This window comes from Anaerobutyricum hallii, from assembly GCF_900209925.1.
Lineage (GTDB): Bacteria > Bacillota > Clostridia > Lachnospirales > Lachnospiraceae > Anaerobutyricum > Anaerobutyricum soehngenii.
In genome coordinates this window covers 1,090,461-1,108,455 of sequence record NZ_LT907978.1, presented here as the reverse complement: position 1 = coordinate 1,108,455, position 17,995 = coordinate 1,090,461, and the positions used below count along the sequence as shown (strand labels likewise).

Sequence of the window (17,995 nt, the reverse complement as noted above, 5' to 3'; positions counted from 1 at the left end):
CGTTCACCCTTTCTCACTTCTTCGTATTCTTGGATCCACAAAAGTATAAGAGATATCTACAAGTAAATTAATTACCATATAAATTAATGCTACCCATAGTACATATCCCTGAATCAGTGAATAATCATAGGAACTAATTGCCTGTACTGCCAGATTTCCAAGACCTGGATATGTGAAAATAACTTCTACTACTGCCGTACCTCCTAATAAATTACCAAGAGATAATCCAAGCAGGGTAATCAATGGTAATAATGCATTTGGAAATACTTGCTTCCAAAGTACTTCTTTTTCTGTCATTCCTCTTGCTCTTGCTCCAGTAACATAATCTTGGTTCAGTTCTTCTAAAACTGCTGTTCTTACCTGCCTTGTATATTTTCCCATCATTGCAAAAGCTAAAGTCGCTGCCGGTAAAATAATCTTTTCAAATCCTTCTCCTGTTGAAATAACAGGAAGTAAACTAAACTTCAGTGCAACTACATATAAAAGTATTAGTCCAACCCAAAAGTTAGGAATCGATACCCCAAGAAAAGTAATTCCTCTGACCAGATAATCAATCCAGGAATTCTTATAAACTGCCGATAACATCCCTAGCGGAATCGCAAATAGCAGCATAAGAAGCAATGCCGCAAATGCCAGTTTTAATGTTGGAAGTAATCTTTCTGATAAAAGCTCTGCTACTGGCTTTCCATTCGAATAAGAAGTTCCGAAATCTCCATGAAGAACTTTACTAAACCATCGCCCATATTGTACTAAAATCGGATCATTTAATCCTAGTTTTTCTCTTTCCTCCTTTGCCCTCGTATGTACTCTTGGAATCTTTTTGTGCTTGATTTTGTGAGAAGATTTTTTGTCAGTTGTGTCCAAATTTTTGAGGCGTACGCAGTGCGTACGTTGATGAAATTCAGGTGCGACTGGCGGAAAATCAGCCACAAAAGTAAGTGCAAGAAAGACTCCGAGAGTACATCGTATAAAATTAACATGAAAAAGTATGGATTTTAAAATAGAAAATCATTAATATAAGACCCTGCTACATATCAAACCGGAGGCAGCAGACTGTTATGATAGGACAATCTTAGAATATCCCAAAGAAAAGGACATATAAGTACAATTCCAAAAAAATTCTTGTAATTTTCTAGAAAAGCCTATATGGCCTGTACAATTTTCTACATATATCTACAATACTTTTCAATAATATCATGACAATTTTTCTATGCCAAAGTGTAATTTTACCTTTTTTGATGCTTATTTTGACAATTAAGTTCTTTTATCTATGTATTTTTTTGTCCACCACACTACTTAATATTACCTGTCCTGTTTTTAAATGCAAATCCCTTGCATATTTTACACTTGAAATAATCCATATAATTTTTTAATAAAAATGGAAATATCCATACCAGACTAAGTATTTTTGATTCAATATTGCTATATTTACTTTTCTATTTTATAATAATGATATTATTTTTATATGATATCAGGGTCAAAAGGTCCAAACTCCATTCGGGCTTGCACGATAAAGTGTTTGACTTTGGGACCCGCGGAATTTGAGGCTGAATCAAATCATTACAACAATTTACATGGCACAGGAGGCATTGGGATTTATGCAAAACAGTAAAGAGAAAAATTTAGATTTTATAGAAATTTTGTCTAAAGAACCAGATAATATTCTTTCTTTAGACGTTTCTTCTGTAAAGACATTACAGATCGGGTATCAGGCAGAGACTCTTCTTCTACACAAAGCAGATGATGATACTCTTACAATTAAGGAATACATTAACGGTCTTTCCGGAAGTGAATATTATGCAAAAGTTACTGCGAATCGTTTTAAAACAACCATACGTTACGGTCGAAGAGAAACTGTAAATCCCGCTACCTGTATCGAAATTTTCCTCCCGGATTCTTTCAATGGCGAATTACTCCTTTCATCCCAATATGGCAATATCATTACAGATGCCGACTGGAATGTAGAACGATTTGCTGCCGAGACAACAGAAGGTTCTATTTCTTTAAATACGATCACTGCTCCACGAATCCGGCTTGTTTCTTCAATCAGTTTAATTCACATTACACGAGCAGAGGGATTTACGGATATACACTCTGTTTCTGGTACAATTATCGCTGACTGTATCGAAGGTGGTGCCAAATTAGCTACTTCATCCAGTCCGATTCAGGCTACATTCTCTTCTTTAAATAATATTGTAGAATGTGAAACATTAAATGGAAATATTCAGCTTACACTTCCTGAAAACTGCGGAATGAAGATTGATGGAATCAGCAAACGAGGCTCTATTCACTCGAACATCGAGGGACTTTCTATTAAAGAGAAACCCGGAAATGTACAAAATATTACTGGTATTTTAGGTGAAAAACCTTTTTATAATGTACGTATATCTACAATTAACGGAAATATTTCTCTAAACTAAAACATCTACTAAGCCTATGGCATAAATTCTTGTATCACACATAGAATCCATGCCATAGAATTCTTAAAATTCAAGTCGAGAAGACTCCCACCTGAAAGAGGTGGGAGTCTTCTCGACTGAGATAAAAAAAGCTGTTATAGTTACAATTATAAAATCATCAAACTATAACAGCTATTATATTCTATATCTATCTTACTTATCATGTACCTTCAAAACTACACACAAACTATCTTTTCTAATTGCAAATCTTATTGACTAAAGCCTTTACTAAAGCCGGTCATCTCGATTCCGCTTACGCTTCATCTCGATGGATTTGCTCCGCAAATCTTCATGCTGTCATAAACTGTATTCATAAAGCAAGCTTCATTCAGCCAGTTTACTGACATCATTACGGCTTTCTACGCTTGGTCAAGCTTTCGACCGATTAGTAACAGTCAACTCCACACATCGCTGTGCTTCCATCTCTGCCCTATCTACCTCATCGTCTCTAAGGGGTCTCTCACTCTTTCGAGTCTGGATATCTCATCTTGAGGGGGGCTTCACGCTTAGATGCCTTCAGCGTTTATCCCTTCCCGTCTTGGCTACCCGGCCGTGCCATTGGCATGACAACCGGTCCACCAGCGGACGGTCCATCCCGGTCCTCTCGTACTAAGGACAGCTCCTCTCAGATATCCTGCGCCCGCGCCGGATAGGGACCGAACTGTCTCACGACGTTCTGAACCCAGCTCGCGTACCGCTTTAATGGGCGAACAGCCCAACCCTTGGAACCTGCTCCAGCTCCAGGATGCGATGAGCCGACATCGAGGTGCCAAACCACTCCGTCGATGTGAACTCTTGGGAGTGATAAGCCTGTTATCCCCAGGGTAGCTTTTATCCGTTGAGCGATGGCAATCCCACGTTATGCCACCGGATCACTAAGTCCTACTTTCGTACCTGCTCCACCCGTCGGTGTCGCAGTCAAGCCTCCTTCTGCCTTTGCACTCTCTGGATGGTTTCCAACCATCCTGAGGAGACCTTTGAGCGCCTCCGATACCCTTTCGGAGGCGACCGCCCCAGTCAAACTCCCCGCCTGACATTGTCCCCCGCCCGGGTCACGGGCGCAGGTTAGAAACCCAGTACTGCAGGGGTGGTATCCCAACACCGGCTCCCTTACGGCTGGCGCCATAAGTTCTTAGCCTCCCACCTATCCTGTACATGCAATACCGAATCCCAGTATCAGGCTGGAGTAAAGCTCCATGGGGTCTTTCCGTCCTGGCGCGGGTAACCAGCATCTTCACTGGTATTTCAATTTCACCGGGTGTGTTGTTGAGACAGTGCCCAAATCATTACGCCTTTCGTGCGGGTCGGAACTTACCCGACAAGGAATTTCGCTACCTTAGGACCGTTATAGTTACGGCCGCCGTTTACTGGGGCTTAAGTTCAAACCTTCGCTTGCGCTAAGCTCTCCCCTTAACCTTCCAGCACCGGGCAGGCGTCAGCCCATATACCTCACCTTTCGGTTTCGCATAGACCTGTGTTTTTGCTAAACAGTTGCTTGGACCATTTCTCTGCGGCTGCTTGCGCAGCACTCCTTCTCCCGAAGTTACGGAGTCATTTTGCCGAGTTCCTTAACAACACTTCTCCCGCCGGCCTTAGGATCCTCTCCTCATCCACCTGTGTCGGTTTACGGTACGGGCCCTTGCTACACGATAGCGGCTTTTCTCGACAGGAAGGGGCCGCAGCTTCGCTACTTTGTTTCGCTCCGCATCACGCCTTCGTCTCATGCAGGACGGATTTTCCAATCCTGCGACTACTTCGCTTGCACCGGGCTTTCCATTCCCGGCTCTGCTTCCCTTCCCGTGTCCCCGCAGTTCTGATAACAAGGGGTGCAGGAATCTTTTACCTGCTGTCCATCGGATACGCATCTCTGCCTCTCCTTAGGCCCCGACTTACCCAGAGCAGATCAGCTTTACTCTGGAAACCTTGGATATTCGGCCGCAAGGATTCCCACCTTGCTCTCGCTACTCATTCCGGCATTCTCTCTTCTTAGCAGTCCACATCCCCTTCCGGTAATGCTTCCCTCCCCTAAGAATGCTCCTCTACCAACTCTTACGAGTTCCGCGGCTTCGGTGTGGTGTTTCAGCCCCGGACATTTTCGGCGCAGGACCTCTCGACCAGTGAGCTGTTACGCACTCTTTTAATGAATGGCTGCTTCTGAGCCAACATCCTGGTTGTCTTAGAGATCCCACATCCTTTTCCACTTAACACCCACTTTGGGACCTTAGCCGGCGGTCTGGGCTCTTTCCCTTTTGACTGTCCAACTTATCTCGTACAGTCTGACTCCCATACACCATCTGTCCGGCATTCGGAGTTTGATATTCTTTGGTAGGCTTTGACGCCCCCGCGGAAATTCAGTGCTCTACCTCCGGCAGACTTGTATGAGGCTAGCCCTAAAGCTATTTCGAGGAGAACCAGCTATCTCCGGGTTCGATTGGAATTTCTCCGCTATCCACACCTCATCCCCACCCTTTTCAACGGATGTGGGTTCGGTCCTCCATCGCCTTTTACGGCGGCTTCAACCTGGACATGGATAGGTCACCCGGTTTCGGGCCTGCACGTACTGACTGATTCGCCCTATTAAGACTTGGTTTCCCTACGGCTCCGTACCTTAAGTACTTAACCTTGCCAGTACCCGCAGCTCGCCGGACCGTTCTACAAAAAGTACGCGGTCGTACCTAAGAAGTACTTCCACAGCTTGTAGACACAGGGTTTCAGGTTCTCTTTCACTCCCCTCCCGGGGTTCTTTTCACCTTTCCTTCACAGTACTATACGCTATCGGTCACTGAGTAGTATTTAGCCTTACGGAGTGGTCTCCGCTCGTTCCCACAGGGTTTCCCGTGTCCCGTGGTACTCTGGATCCTGCCAGGTCAGCTCTGACTTTGGATACGGGGCTCTCACCCTCTCCGGCCGGCTGTTCCAAAGCCGTTCTCCTGTCATTACTGAATCCCTTCTGCAGTCCGAACCCCGCGATGCACGCATCACGGTTTGGGCTCTTCCGCGTTCGCTCGCCGCTACTTACGGAATCGATGTTTCTTTCTCTTCCTCCGGGTACTTAGATGTTTCAGTTCCCCGGGTTCCCTTCCATAAGCTATGGATTCACTTATGGATGACTGTAGTCCATACAGCCGGGTTTCCCCATTCAGAGATCTCCGGATCAAAGGATATTTGCTCCTCCCCGAAGCTTATCGCAGCTTATCACGTCTTTCATCGGCTCTCAGTGCCAAGGCATCCGCCCTGCGCCCTTCTTCGCTTGACCTTTGTATATCCATTTCCTGAGAAATGGCTGCCTCCTGTTCTTCCTAGCGTAGAGAACATTCGGCGTATGAGTTAAAACTCATGTTTTGTCTTTCGACTTGCTATTGGGAGAATTTTCGATAACTGTTCAGCCATGCAACAAAAACGGAACAAAACTGCGTAAGCTTGCTTACTGGCAGCTTTTGTGATGTTTTTTGTTATATGGCGCTCAGACGGATCGAGATGAAGGATGCTATTGCATCCGTAATCGAGATTCGCTGAACAGTTATATAAAAACTCTTTCTTATCATAGAAATCTGATGTCGCTTTTCTTTTAAAGAAAAACTTCTCTGTGTGCAGTTTTCAAGGTACATCTTCCACTTCCGTATTGCCACACCTGCTTGGTTCCCTCAAAATCAACCAAAAGATTTTTAAGGAACCGGGCAGCCACCTGCTCTCCCATGCCGTCTCCAGCATAGTACCATCGGCCGCTCAGGTCTTAACCATCGTGTTCGGGATGGGAACGGGTGTGTCCCCTGAGCGCATCGCCACCCGGAAGGGTTTTGAAAGCTTGACAGCCTTCTAAGCCAGTCGTACCATCTCGATTCGTTTCCCTCATCTCGATGCAGGACGTTCGTCCTATATCCAAAACACATTACAATCTGTCTCCTGTGCGAGCACAGGACAGCTTTCCATGGTTTTGTCTGCACGACTCACTGAATAACAAAACAACTCTTTACTTGTCTTCCTTAGAAAGGAGGTGATCCAGCCGCACCTTCCGATACGGCTACCTTGTTACGACTTCACCCCAGTTACCGGCTCCACCTTCGACAGCTCCCTCCAAAAGGTTGGGTCACTGGCTTCGGGCATTTCCGACTCCCATGGTGTGACGGGCGGTGTGTACAAGACCCGGGAACGTATTCACCGCGACATTCTGATTCGCGATTACTAGCGATTCCAGCTTCGTGTAGTCGGGTTGCAGACTACAGTCCGAACTGGGACGGCCTTTTTGTGGTTTGCTCCCCCTCGCGGGTTTGCCTCACTTTGTGACCGCCATTGTAGCACGTGTGTCGCCCAGATCATAAGGGGCATGATGATTTGACGTCGTCCCCACCTTCCTCCAGGTTATCCCTGGCAGTCTCTCCAGAGTGCCCAGCCTTACCTGCTGGCTACTGAAGATAGGGGTTGCGCTCGTTGCGGGACTTAACCCAACATCTCACGACACGAGCTGACGACAACCATGCACCACCTGTCTCTTCTGTCCCGAAGGAAGACTCCCATTACGGAGTGGTCAGAAGGATGTCAAGACCTGGTAAGGTTCTTCGCGTTGCTTCGAATTAAACCACATGCTCCACCGCTTGTGCGGGTCCCCGTCAATTCCTTTGAGTTTCATTCTTGCGAACGTACTCCCCAGGTGGAATACTTACTGCGTTTGCGACGGCACCGAAGCCTATACGGCCCCGACACCTAGTATTCATCGTTTACGGCGTGGACTACCAGGGTATCTAATCCTGTTTGCTCCCCACGCTTTCGTGCCTCAGTGTCAGTAACAGTCCAGCAGGCCGCCTTCGCCACTGGTGTTCCTCCTAATATCTACGCATTTCACCGCTACACTAGGAATTCCGCCTGCCTCTCCTGTACTCTAGCTATGCAGTTTCAAATGCAGCTCCGGGGTTGAGCCCCGGCCTTTCACATCTGACTTGCACTGCCACCTACGCACCCTTTACACCCAGTAAATCCGGATAACGCTTGCTCCATACGTATTACCGCGGCTGCTGGCACGTATTTAGCCGGAGCTTCTTAGTCAGGTACCGTCATTATCTTCCCTGCTGATAGAGCTTTACATACCGAAATACTTCTTCACTCACGCGGCGTTGCTGCATCAGGGTTTCCCCCATTGTGCAATATTCCCCACTGCTGCCTCCCGTAGGAGTTTGGACCGTGTCTCAGTTCCAATGTGGCCGTTCATCCTCTCAGACCGGCTACTGATCGTCGCCTTGGTAGGCTGTTACCCTGCCAACCAGCTAATCAGACGCGGGCCCATCCTGTACCACCGGAGTTTTTCACACAAGAGGATGTCCTCTCGTGCGCTTATGCGGTATTAGCAGCCGTTTCCAACTGTTATCCCCCTGTACAGGGCAGGTTACCCACGCGTTACTCACCCGTCCGCCACTCAGTCACCGATCAATCATCCGAAGAATCTTAAAAGGTGCTTCGTTCGACTTGCATGTGTTAGGCACGCCGCCAGCGTTCATCCTGAGCCAGGATCAAACTCTCAAATAAAATGTTTAAGATGTCAGATCCAGGTCCAGAACCACTGGTTCTTTTCCTGTCTTTACTGTTTATTTAGGTTTTGAACTTTCGTTCTGTTCCATGGACTTTCCTGCAGACATCACTCTCAGGAAAACCCGAATGAAATTTGAATTAACGTTCAAGGTTGTTTTGTTATTCAGTTATCAAGGTTTTGTGTTTTCTTTCGAAAACGCTTAATTATATTATCACATCTTCAAGTTCTTGTCAAGAACTTTTTTCAAAAACTTTTTTTCTTTTTTAAGAAGTCTGTTCTCTCTTTCAAATGTGAACTTTTATATATTATCACACAACTTCTAATCTATCAAGAAGTTTTTTAACTTTCTTTTAAGATTCTTTTCATTTTTCCAAGAAAAATGGATTTCTCGTGTGCAACGGATATTATAATATCACAACAGTATATGTGAGTCAAGCTTTTTTTGAATAAATTTTATTTTTCTTAAAAAATGTTGTATACTGTACTTTTTTTGTATTTTTCTTTCCCTTTGTGTTCTTTTGCTTTGATATATTGTTATTTTTTTATCATTATTATAGATAAATTGACTATTTCTTTTACAAAATTCAAAAATGCCTCGGCATTCTTGCTGCGAGATGCGCGTCATGCAAAGCATGACATATTTCTTTTGCGCATCTCTGCAATCCTGCCGGAGGCTATATCAGATGGTGGATTGACTCCCACCACTGATACTAATTTGTCTCCACCTGAAGATGTGGGAGTCATCTCACATCTGATATTATTCTTCACCCTACTATATCTGATATTTGTCACCTATTTTTTTATTTTGGTATAAGCACTATATAATACCGGCATTTATATCTTATATTCACCCAGCATAGCTTGGGGATTCGCTCTTTCATTTACCAGCTCTTATCCTCACTTTACCTGTCCTTACTCCTTTTTGAAGCAGCCTGTTCATATTCGCCAGGCTTTCCGGACGTACATAAACTTCTACTTCGTTTTTTAATCGGGCAAATGTATCTGCATAAACTTTTTGCAAGTTTCTTCCTTTTAAATAAATAGTCTTTAGATGCTCATTTTCACAAAAAACTTCTTTTTCTATACTATGCAGTCTGGAATTACAGCTTTTTCCTAAAGTAATCTTCTCTAGTCGCTTGCATCCGGCGAGTGCTTCTTTTTCCAGAACCCGAATACAATCCGGCAGCGTAAGCGAACGCATTTTTCTACAATCGCAAAAAGCTCTCGGTGCTACTCTTTCTATAAAATAATAATAATCACCGATTTTTGCCTGCGCCGGAATCTGAATCTGACTGGTATCTTCTATATAATATAATAACCGAACACTGCCATTCTTTATGGACGGGTTTATAATTTCATAGCGATTTCCTTCCACCTCGGCTACCCTGCCTGCCGGATTTGAAAACTCCCAGCTTGCATGAATTTCTTCATCTTGCGTTACTGTTTCCGGATGGTTATCCCAGCGTAACGTATATCCCTTTTTCTTTAACTTGGGATACTCTATTAAGTCTCCGTAATGGTATTGCTTTTCTTTTATTTTTTCTTCTAGTTGTTCATCCTGTAAACCGTTATTACCTTCCGATAATCGTTCATAGATACATACGTTGTATTCATTGTAAACAGATGAAAAAACCGCATGAACTTCTATATTTTCTTTTACACTGTCAAAGGTTTTATCCCAGCCTTCAAAGATATAATGCCATACTGCATCCTGCTGTTTTACCGGGCTTTGTGGCGCATGTGCTTCCTGTCCATATAAAACTTCTTCTTTTTTTAATACTGTGCCGTCTTCATGAAAAAAAGCTACTGTAAAAGAGCGTTCCCTCTCCTCAAAGACAGCCTTTGCCATCGTATCTTTTTCTATGTGAGAAAGGTCATTATTCCAGCCTTTAAAAATATAATAGTGTTCCGCTGTCTTTGGTTTTTGTGGATGATATGGCTGTGATGCCGCCTGACCGTATGGAACACTTTCTGTTCCAAGTAACTTTCCACTCTCATGGAAATACATCACCAGATATTCTTTCGGTACTTCTTTATAAACCGCCTTTACCACAAGATTCCCCTGCACACAGGAAATATCCTGGTCCCATCCTTGAAATTTTATTTCATGATGCTCCGATTCGCCTTTCTTTTTGGGAAGTTCAGGAGGAATCGCCTCTTCTTCATGCGAAACAAAGGAAGTCTTTAAGACATTGCCCTCTTCATCCTGAAATACAACAATATGCTTTTTTTCTTTCTTTGCTCCTGCCAATAGCTCGCCCTCCTATCACTTTAATGTACTCTCGGAATCTTTCTTGCAAAATCAAGCACAAAAAGATTCCGAGAGTACTTTTTATTCTTCCAAATTAACTACAAATATTTTCTGTTAAGCAGCCCATTTTTCAAAGAAAAATGAGCAATTATGAATGTTTCAGAATTACGGGAGCAGCGTCAGCTACGAGGTAATTCGTGATATTAATATATGATGATATCATAGGACTTTTTAAAAACTTCCCCGGCTTTTAATGTGTTGATGCCCGGCTTTTCAGAAATCTCCCCATGAAATCCTTTATTATCGCATCGTCCGCACCATGGCTCTAAGCAAACATATGGTGCGCCCGGTTTCGACCATATTCCAAAGTTAGGGAAGTTTTTGCTTTCTAATGCAATATAAGGCTTTCCATTCGGTAATGCTAATCCCACCCATTCGATCTGTCCATTATCAAATATTAAGGCATCTTTATCAAACATATCTTTTTTCAGAGCATATTTGCTATTTGTCAGTTCCAGTTTGTATGTTTTATCGGTGAGTGCAGTACCGTTTTCTGCATCAATAAGAATATAGGAAAGAGTTTCTATTCCTTCTTTAAATACAAGCGAGTAATCCTCAAAATCTGTATCTGGAAGAATATTTACGTTAAATGCAGGATGTCCACCGATTGTAAAATACATTTCTTTATCATCTACGTTCTTCACATTCCATTCTACCGACAAGCGATTGTTCTCTAATCTATGCGTAATTTCCAGCACAAAATCAAACGGATATTTCTTTTTACTTTCCTCATCAGCACATAGACGATACGTTACGAAATCTTCTCCTGCTGCTATCTGCTCAAATTCCGTATCTCGGGCAAATCCATGCTGTCCCATTGGATATGCTTTGCCATTATAAGTAAAATGTCCACCATAATACTTTCCTACATTGGGAAAAAGCACCGGTGCATGGCGATTCCAAAAAGCGGGGTCAGCCTGCCAGATAAGCTCCCTGTCATTTTCCTTATCATAAATGTTGCTAAGTTCTGCCCCATGCGCATCAATAGTTACAGATAACTTTTCATTTTCGATTGTGTAAGCTGCCATTTTATTCTCCCCTTTTTATCTATATATATTATATCTTCTTGCAATCTTTTTGTATTATAATCCACATAAAATAATCCGGCAGACCAGTATCTGCCGGACTTATGTAAAGTATATCATATATTTCTGACTAATCCAAATCAAAAAGCTGTCTTGGTTTTAAACTTACCGAAGTCCAGGTTTCTTTATTAGCTGGCACCCCATATAAGGTAACTTTACTATCTACTTTCGCAAAAATACGACATTCTTTTTTATATGTTGTATTTGTTTCTTTTAAATAGCTTTCCATATCGTTTAAGCTAAACTGGAAGGTATCATTCCCCTGTAGTTGAAACTTTCCTTCCTGATTAACTGTAATCGTCTGTCCGTCCGAATATTTTTTCAGGATATCTGCCTTTCCGGACACTGAAATTTTACTTACCTTTACAGATTCGCCATTGATATTCATCTCTTTTCCATTTTTATCATCTTCGATATACAACTCCATTGTAAGCGAATTTGCGTTACTGTCCGTATTGCTTAAGTTCGATGCGACCATGTTGTAGTCGCGGATTCGAATACAAAACGTATTGTCCCCATCTAAAATATTTGATGTATCACCAGCTTCCGATGCTTTTAAGCGGTCCGGCATATAATAACGATACTCTTCCTGCGAAGCTACCGGGTCAAAATCATCAAGAAAGGTGGCTTCCGGATCAACTGCCGTAACGTTTGCGGCAGCAATAACAGCATTCGCAAAAAGCTGCTGTTCCTGCTGTGTAATTCCTGTTTTGTGCCCTACTCCAGTGTAGATAACATTTCCTTTACTGTAAAAATAATAATTATTACGAACATCGTTTGGACTGTATGTATATGCATTTTCTTTTCCATTTTTTAAGCAAAACCATACAACAATATCATTTGTTCCATCATGATTAGAATCTTCTTCCATTGCGAGCTGATAATATTGTGAGTGCGTAGTTGCTGTACTAATAGAAGAACTTATGTAATATGGATATTGTGTCATGGCTCCCTCATTCACTTTGCTGGCATGTGATGTCGTATGCCCTGTATTATCAAAGGAATTATTGGAAAATCCCTGCGTCATCAGGCTACTTTTCTTTCAGTCGGAGATTTTGGACTCCCACTGAGACAAATTTGCTGTCACTCACCACCTGAAAGAGGCGGGAGTCTTCTCGACTGAGATAAAAAAATCATATGATTGCATCGGTCTATTGCCAATGCAGCCATATGATTTTTATTAATTATTTCACTGTGGTAGTTTTTTCGATTTCTTTTAATACAAGATCATTTAATACGACACGATTTAAATACGGTTTAGAATATAACTTCTCATACTTTGCCGTATCTTCCCCATTAAAATATTCTTTGATATCATCGTCTGTTACAGCAATCTTCTTCTCTGCCGCGATTGCATCTGCAACTAAGAATACTTTTACTGTGCTTTCACAGCTGCTCTTATACTGCTCTCTCAAAGCATCTTCATCTTCAATACCATATGCGGAAAGATAATCTTTTAAAGAATAATTCGATGACTTTAACTCTGCCTTTAATCCGTCTACAAGAACATCGATACGATCATTGATCAGCTGGTCCGGAATTTCTTTAAACGTACTCTTCTCGATCATATGATTCCAGATGTAATCTGTCTTGTTTGACTTGTAAATCTCATCTTTAATCTTCTTTTTCAGTTCTTTTGCTGACGTAACACCATAAGAATCTGCTAAATTCTCTTTTACAAACTGATCTGTCAGTTTCTGTTCTTCTTCGATATAATTAATCTTTGTTTCAAACACCGCATCTTTTCCGGCAACATCTGCATTCGTGTAATCCTTCGGAAACGTTACTTTTACCTGTATAGTTTCTCCCGGCTTTTTACCGATCAGCTGATCTTCAAAACCATCAATAAATGTTCCGGAACCAATCGTAAGATCTGCACCGGTAGCTGAGCCGCCATCAAACTCTTTGCCATCGATCGTTCCTGTATAGTCAATATTAACTACATCGCCCTTTTTTACTTTACGATCTGTAACCTGCTTCTTATAATTAGATAAAATAGAATCAATCTGGCTCTGCACATCACTGTCAGATGCTTCTATATCTTTTTTCGCAATCTTTAAAGAAGAATAATCACAAACTGTTACATAGTCAGATGCTTTTACCCCTTCTAAAGTTCCATCCTCATTCAGTCCCTTTGAATAATCCACCGTTTCTTCTTTTACTTCTGTTGTCGCTTCCGCTGCCTTCTTACTGTTATCACATCCGGTCAACATCGTCATTGATAAAACAGCTGCAAGTGCAATTGCTGCAAACTTCTTCATAATCAAATATATCCTTTCTAGTTTTAAACCACTCTTCTTTTTAACTAATCTTCTTTTTAACTACTTTTCACTTAAGTAATCTTGATTATCGATTCTGATCACTTTTAAGAATGTATAGATATTCTTACAAACTTAAGCGTTCATCGCCTCTAAAATCTCCTGCTCAAGTTCCTGTGCGATCACCGCACCCTTTACAAGCGCTTTTCTGGCATAATAAACCGCTTTCTCAAGAGATCGGTCCACACCTTGTCCTTTAAAATACAGTAAACCAAGACTATAGTAAGCCATACGATATTCTGCCAGTTCAACCGCATTCATAAAGCAGGCCGCCGCTTCTCCATACTGTCCAGAATGATAGTACTTTGTTCCCATCTGGTACATCTTCTTTGCTTTAGGGATTCCTGCTTCTAATGCTTTCTCCTGCTCAAGCTGAAATGCTCTGGCAATCTTACGAACCTTTATCACTGACTTCTCATACTTCGTATTCACTTCATAGCTGCCATCTTCTTTCTCTAAAAGAAGCTTCTGCGTAGAAAGTCCCTTTAACAGATAATCCATATAGGTGTCTACTTCTGCAAATGGCACACTTCCATTTACAATTCTTCTTGTCTGTTCCAAATCAACAATATGATTCTCTTTTAATGGAAGCTGTCCAATAAAAAAAACAGAATGTTTCATAACCTTCTTCTTCTCTTCCGGTTCTGATGCATTCTGCACCATATCGTACATCTTCTTTATATTATCCTTCTCAAGAGTCTTTCCTTCCATCATCTCTTTGATCTTTGTTCCTTCTACTGCCATCGTCCCTCTCCTTTTTATTGAAAATCTGCATGGCTCTGCATAGTTACAAATTATATTATTAAAGAAAACAATTGTCAATAGTCCGGCTGCATACAACAAGTTCCGGTTCACCGTCTTTTTCCTCACAAACCGCAATCCGGTATCCGTCATATTCCCATTCAAAAAATCTTTCTTTTAAAGCTTTCCCATTCTTTTTTCCTTTATAACCTGATATCCCCGAAAAATCCAAGCCCTCAAGCGAGATTCCAAGCCCCTCGCCCGTTTTCTTTACATAGCTTTCTCTCAACACCCAGAACCGGGTAAAAAGTTCTTCCTCTGCCCCCGGACTTTCTTCTTTTAACTTTTCCAGAATATCATATTCTCCTTCAGAGAAAAATCTCTTTGCCAGCTTCCATCTTACTTTCTGAATCTTTTCAATATCACAACCGACTTCTACATCCGACACTACACACATAACATACTTTCCGGAATGTGAAAGATTAAAACAGACTTCTTTCTTCTTTCGTTCCGGTTTGCCATGCCCTCCATAACGATATGCCCCGTCTGCTCGGATACTTTCTTCCGGGATTCCCCATTCTTTTAAGGCGTGATACAACAAAAGCCAGGCAGCAAGCTCCGTTTTCCTGTCTTCTTCTCTTACCGGACGGACTGTTTTTTCCCATCGTTCTTTCGGAAGAAAGTCTTTCCACGAAGAAAAACTTACCGGATCTGCTATTTTAGTTCTATCTAACAAATATACTTTAGTACGTTTTTCTGACTTTTTCATTCTTTTTGTTCCGTTTGTTCTGTTTGATTCTTTTGATCCTTTTGATTCTTTTTATGTGTCTTTGCTTCTTCAATCACATCATTTACCGCTAACGAAGTCACGCTGATAATAATGACTGCAATTCCGACAAGATCTGCCATAGCAAATGTCTGGTGCAGTACTGTGATTGTAAGAATTGTTGAGACAAGCGGCTCCATACAGGAAAACAGACTGCTCTTTACCGGTCCTAAATACATGACTCCTTTTAAATAGCAGGTAAATGCACATACGGTTCCAAAAATAATAACGATTCCAACTAATATTACCGTATACCCATCCCACTTTCCGGATAGTACCCAAAATTTTGAAAATGGTGCCAGCATGATTCCACCAAGAAACATTCCCCAGCCAATAACGGACGGGGATCCAAACTCTCTTAAAAGACTTACCGGCCATACCGTATAAAATACAATCGTAACTGCCGCTATCATTCCAAGGATCAATGCCTTTTGTGAAATCGCAAGAGTGTGGATGTCCCCATGCGTTGACATAAGAAAAACACCTGCAACCACAGCAATCAGAACAAGGATATCTATTATTCTCGGCAGCTTTTTATCAAGGAAAAGGCATAAAATCATAATCATGACCGGCGAAGTATACTGAAGCACTGTCGCTGTTGCCGGATTAGAATACTGCACACATAAAAAATACGTAAGCTGACACGCTAACATTCCAAATGCTGCAAATAACAGCATACTGCATGCCGTCTTCTTATTCTTCCATACATCAAAAATCTTCTCTTTTTTCTGCAAAAAGGCAATGAACAACATAATAAGCCCACCAATAATAAGTCTTGCCGTCACAAGCCATTGTGCATTCAACCCTCTTGTATCAAAAAGGAGTTTCCCTACGATACCGGACAATCCCCAGCATGTTCCTCCAATAAGAGCATAGGTGATTCCCTTTACTTTTGCATTCATTCTTTCGTCCTCTCTTTTCTTCCATATGAAGTATCCGCTCTATTCTACAATAAGAAGAAAAAGTTTGCAAACAAAAAATCCTATCACGTTTTGCAAATATCATAATGAATCCACACTATTATTCTTCGACTTTATTATATTGTTGCATTGAATAATTATCTGGGGAATATCGCAATACAGAATAACAACTTACAGAAAAAAATGCATATGATATAATGCCAGTAGGCAAAATGATGTAAGTAAAGAAAAAGAGACCCATGAAATATGGCTTAAATAAGTCATATTTCATGGGTCTCTTATGGACCTGAGGGGAATCGAACCCCTGTCCGAAAACCTATTCCGTACGGTATCTCCCATCACAGTCTCTATTTTAACATTCCCTCTGTCCGGCGTCTAAAGACAAACTCCGGATTTCAGTAGCTTCATATTACTTCATACTCCGCAAAGCTTTGGAATACGAGTGTCCCACATATTCGGTGCCGGACTCTTAATCTGTGGGGAAACTAAGGCCGACAGCTGCAACTAGGCAACGTATGCTAAATTATCTTCAGCGTTTATATTTAGTTCCGAGTTTTAATGTGGTCCCGGACCACAGATGGCTGCCCCACGTTCAAAATCCCCGTCGAAACCAGTACAAGCCCCCATAAGGGTTCTTTGAACCGTAGTATCACTATTATATACTTTTTGAGGAAAATGTCAAGGGGTTAATTTTATTTGCTGAGCTTTACATCTGCAAATCCATATTCTGTATCGGGAAGCTTAATGATATCTCTGGTACAATATAAATTCTTAAATCTTTACATCCTTTTACATTAATCGTATGTATGGAGAACGCTTCGTCATCCTTAATTTCAAATGTTCCGTTTTCTATAGTTTTTCCATCTGCCTTGATCGTTACCTTTGCTGGTCTTCTTCGAGCAATATACTTCCCATCTTTTATACCTGTTTTAAAAGTAAGAGAAGTGTATTTTCCTCCTAAGTTAAAATAGATTCCTTCATCATTGCGCAGCGTTCCTCTTACTGCAAACCCATGCGTATAGGAAGTGCCTCTCATCGTAAAAGCACGTGCATTGTAGCTTTCATAGCTTAATGGTTTCGCATATGGCTGCACGTAGTCTAATAACCAGCCGGAAGCTGGCATTGTAATCTTCTTTACCGAACTGCTGCCTTTAAATGTTTTTCCGTCTGCTCTTAAATATGGCACAACTTTATAACTATAAACTCCGCCTAACTCAAGACCGTTTACGACATAGCTTCTTTCTTTTACTGCTGTTATCTTATTCCACTTTCCATTGGCTCCGGCCTTATATAAGTAATATCCGGTCGCATTCTTTACTTTATTCCATTCCAAAACTGCTGTTGTACCGGTTACCGCAGCCGAAAGTCCCGGTTTGGTGTCCGCCAGTGTACGGATTCTTTGTACAGAAGAATAACTACCTTTTTTGCCCTGATTGATTCCTCTTACTTTATAAATATAAACTGCACCTGTCTTTAACTTTTTATGTGTAACGGAGGCTGCTTTTGTTGTCTTTATCTTTTTATACTTGCCGCCATTCACTGAGCAGTATACCTGATACTTCTTCGCATGCGCTGCTTTTTTCCAGGTAAGCTTTGCCGTTCTTTTTGCGGTAAGCTTCACTGTGAGATTCTTTACCTGCGAAGGTTTTTTCACTGCCGCTGCCTGCGCCTTCTGCGGTATAAATAATAAAACGGTCAGGCACAGGACTGCGGTCAGCAACAGTTGTACCTTTTTCTTGTAAATACTTTTCATAGATATCTTCCTTTCTCTGTCTTATTTTTCTTAATTTTTTTATTCTTTTTCTTAACAGTTT

10 protein-coding genes, 3 rRNA genes and 1 other RNA gene are annotated in these 17,995 nt (G+C 41.7%); 1 reads left to right on the top strand and 13 read right to left on the bottom strand.

The window, feature by feature from the left end:
* Window positions 1–3: 3 nt before the first annotated feature.
* Window positions 4–864, bottom strand: a complete 861-nt coding sequence (nikB, locus tag EHLA_RS05065) for a nickel ABC transporter permease (RefSeq protein ID WP_243145718.1) — start codon at window positions 862–864, stop codon at window positions 4–6.
* Between the two features lie 734 nt (window positions 865–1,598).
* On the opposite strand from nikB, the gene EHLA_RS05055 reads away from it, so the two are divergent.
* Window positions 1,599–2,420: a DUF4097 family beta strand repeat-containing protein gene (locus tag EHLA_RS05055; protein WP_157908549.1), complete on the top strand. Its 822-nt coding sequence runs from the start codon at window positions 1,599–1,601 to the stop codon at window positions 2,418–2,420.
* 404 nt (window positions 2,421–2,824) lie between these two features.
* On the opposite strand, the gene EHLA_RS05050 is transcribed toward EHLA_RS05055, so the two are convergent.
* The 12 genes from EHLA_RS05050 to EHLA_RS04995 all read right to left on the bottom strand — a co-directional run bounded on the left by EHLA_RS05050 (window position 2,825) and on the right by EHLA_RS04995 (window position 17,934).
* A 23S ribosomal RNA gene (locus EHLA_RS05050) occupies window positions 2,825–5,715 on the bottom strand.
* A gap of 416 nt (window positions 5,716–6,131) precedes the next feature.
* A 5S ribosomal RNA gene (gene rrf / locus EHLA_RS05045) occupies window positions 6,132–6,249 on the bottom strand.
* A gap of 197 nt (window positions 6,250–6,446) precedes the next feature.
* Window positions 6,447–7,976 (bottom strand): 16S ribosomal RNA (locus EHLA_RS05040).
* Together the 16S, 23S and 5S rRNA genes form the textbook arrangement of a ribosomal RNA operon.
* An 881-nt stretch (window positions 7,977–8,857) precedes the next feature.
* Entirely contained in the window at window positions 8,858–10,231 is a 1,374-nt protein-coding gene (locus tag EHLA_RS05035; protein WP_096239547.1) for a leucine-rich repeat protein, read from the bottom strand.
* A gap of 203 nt (window positions 10,232–10,434) precedes the next feature.
* Window positions 10,435–11,319, bottom strand: coding sequence for an aldose 1-epimerase family protein (locus tag EHLA_RS05030; protein WP_096239546.1), 885 nt, complete (start codon window positions 11,317–11,319; stop codon window positions 10,435–10,437).
* Window positions 11,320–11,446: 127 nt separating this feature from the next.
* Window positions 11,447–12,403, bottom strand: a complete 957-nt coding sequence (locus EHLA_RS05025; RefSeq protein ID WP_096239545.1) for a hypothetical protein — start codon at window positions 12,401–12,403, stop codon at window positions 11,447–11,449.
* Between the two features lie 157 nt (window positions 12,404–12,560).
* Window positions 12,561–13,637 carry a trigger factor gene (gene tig / locus EHLA_RS05020; protein WP_096239544.1) on the bottom strand — a complete coding sequence of 359 codons (1,077 nt, stop codon included), beginning with the start codon at window positions 13,635–13,637 and terminating at the stop codon, window positions 12,561–12,563.
* Between the two features lie 132 nt (window positions 13,638–13,769).
* Window positions 13,770–14,438 carry an SEL1-like repeat protein gene (locus tag EHLA_RS05015; protein WP_021906699.1) on the bottom strand — a complete coding sequence of 223 codons (669 nt, stop codon included), beginning with the start codon at window positions 14,436–14,438 and terminating at the stop codon, window positions 13,770–13,772.
* Between the two features lie 58 nt (window positions 14,439–14,496).
* On the bottom strand, window positions 14,497–15,204 hold the full coding sequence (locus EHLA_RS05010) for a 4'-phosphopantetheinyl transferase family protein (RefSeq protein ID WP_096239543.1): 708 nt from the start codon (window positions 15,202–15,204) through the stop codon (window positions 14,497–14,499).
* Window positions 15,201–16,163, bottom strand: a complete 963-nt coding sequence (locus EHLA_RS05005; protein WP_096239542.1) for a DMT family transporter — start codon at window positions 16,161–16,163, stop codon at window positions 15,201–15,203. The genes EHLA_RS05010 and EHLA_RS05005 overlap by 4 nt, the downstream gene beginning before the upstream one ends.
* Window positions 16,164–16,459: 296 nt before the next feature.
* Window positions 16,460–16,804, bottom strand: a transfer-messenger RNA (tmRNA) gene (gene ssrA / locus EHLA_RS05000).
* 83 nt (window positions 16,805–16,887) lie between these two features.
* Entirely contained in the window at window positions 16,888–17,934 is a 1,047-nt protein-coding gene (locus EHLA_RS04995; RefSeq protein WP_096239541.1) for a fibronectin type III domain-containing protein, read from the bottom strand.
* Window positions 17,935–17,995 lie beyond the last annotated feature (61 nt).

Excerpts from the sequence above, each read along its gene's own strand:
- EHLA_RS05055 (WP_157908549.1), top strand. The coding sequence starts at position 1,599 with ATGCAAAACAGTAAAGAGAAAAATTTAGATTTTATAGAAATTTTGTCT.
- EHLA_RS05015 (WP_021906699.1), bottom strand. The coding sequence starts at position 14,438 with ATGGCAGTAGAAGGAACAAAGATCAAAGAGATGATGGAAGGAAAGACT.
- tig (WP_096239544.1), bottom strand. The coding sequence starts at position 13,637 with ATGAAGAAGTTTGCAGCAATTGCACTTGCAGCTGTTTTATCAATGACG.
- EHLA_RS05030 (WP_096239546.1), bottom strand. The coding sequence starts at position 11,319 with ATGGCAGCTTACACAATCGAAAATGAAAAGTTATCTGTAACTATTGAT.
- EHLA_RS05005 (WP_096239542.1), bottom strand. The coding sequence starts at position 16,163 with ATGAATGCAAAAGTAAAGGGAATCACCTATGCTCTTATTGGAGGAACA.
- EHLA_RS05010 (WP_096239543.1), bottom strand. The coding sequence starts at position 15,204 with ATGAAAAAGTCAGAAAAACGTACTAAAGTATATTTGTTAGATAGAACT.
- EHLA_RS04995 (WP_096239541.1), bottom strand. The coding sequence starts at position 17,934 with ATGAAAAGTATTTACAAGAAAAAGGTACAACTGTTGCTGACCGCAGTC.
- EHLA_RS05025 (WP_096239545.1), bottom strand. The coding sequence starts at position 12,403 with ATGACGCAGGGATTTTCCAATAATTCCTTTGATAATACAGGGCATACG.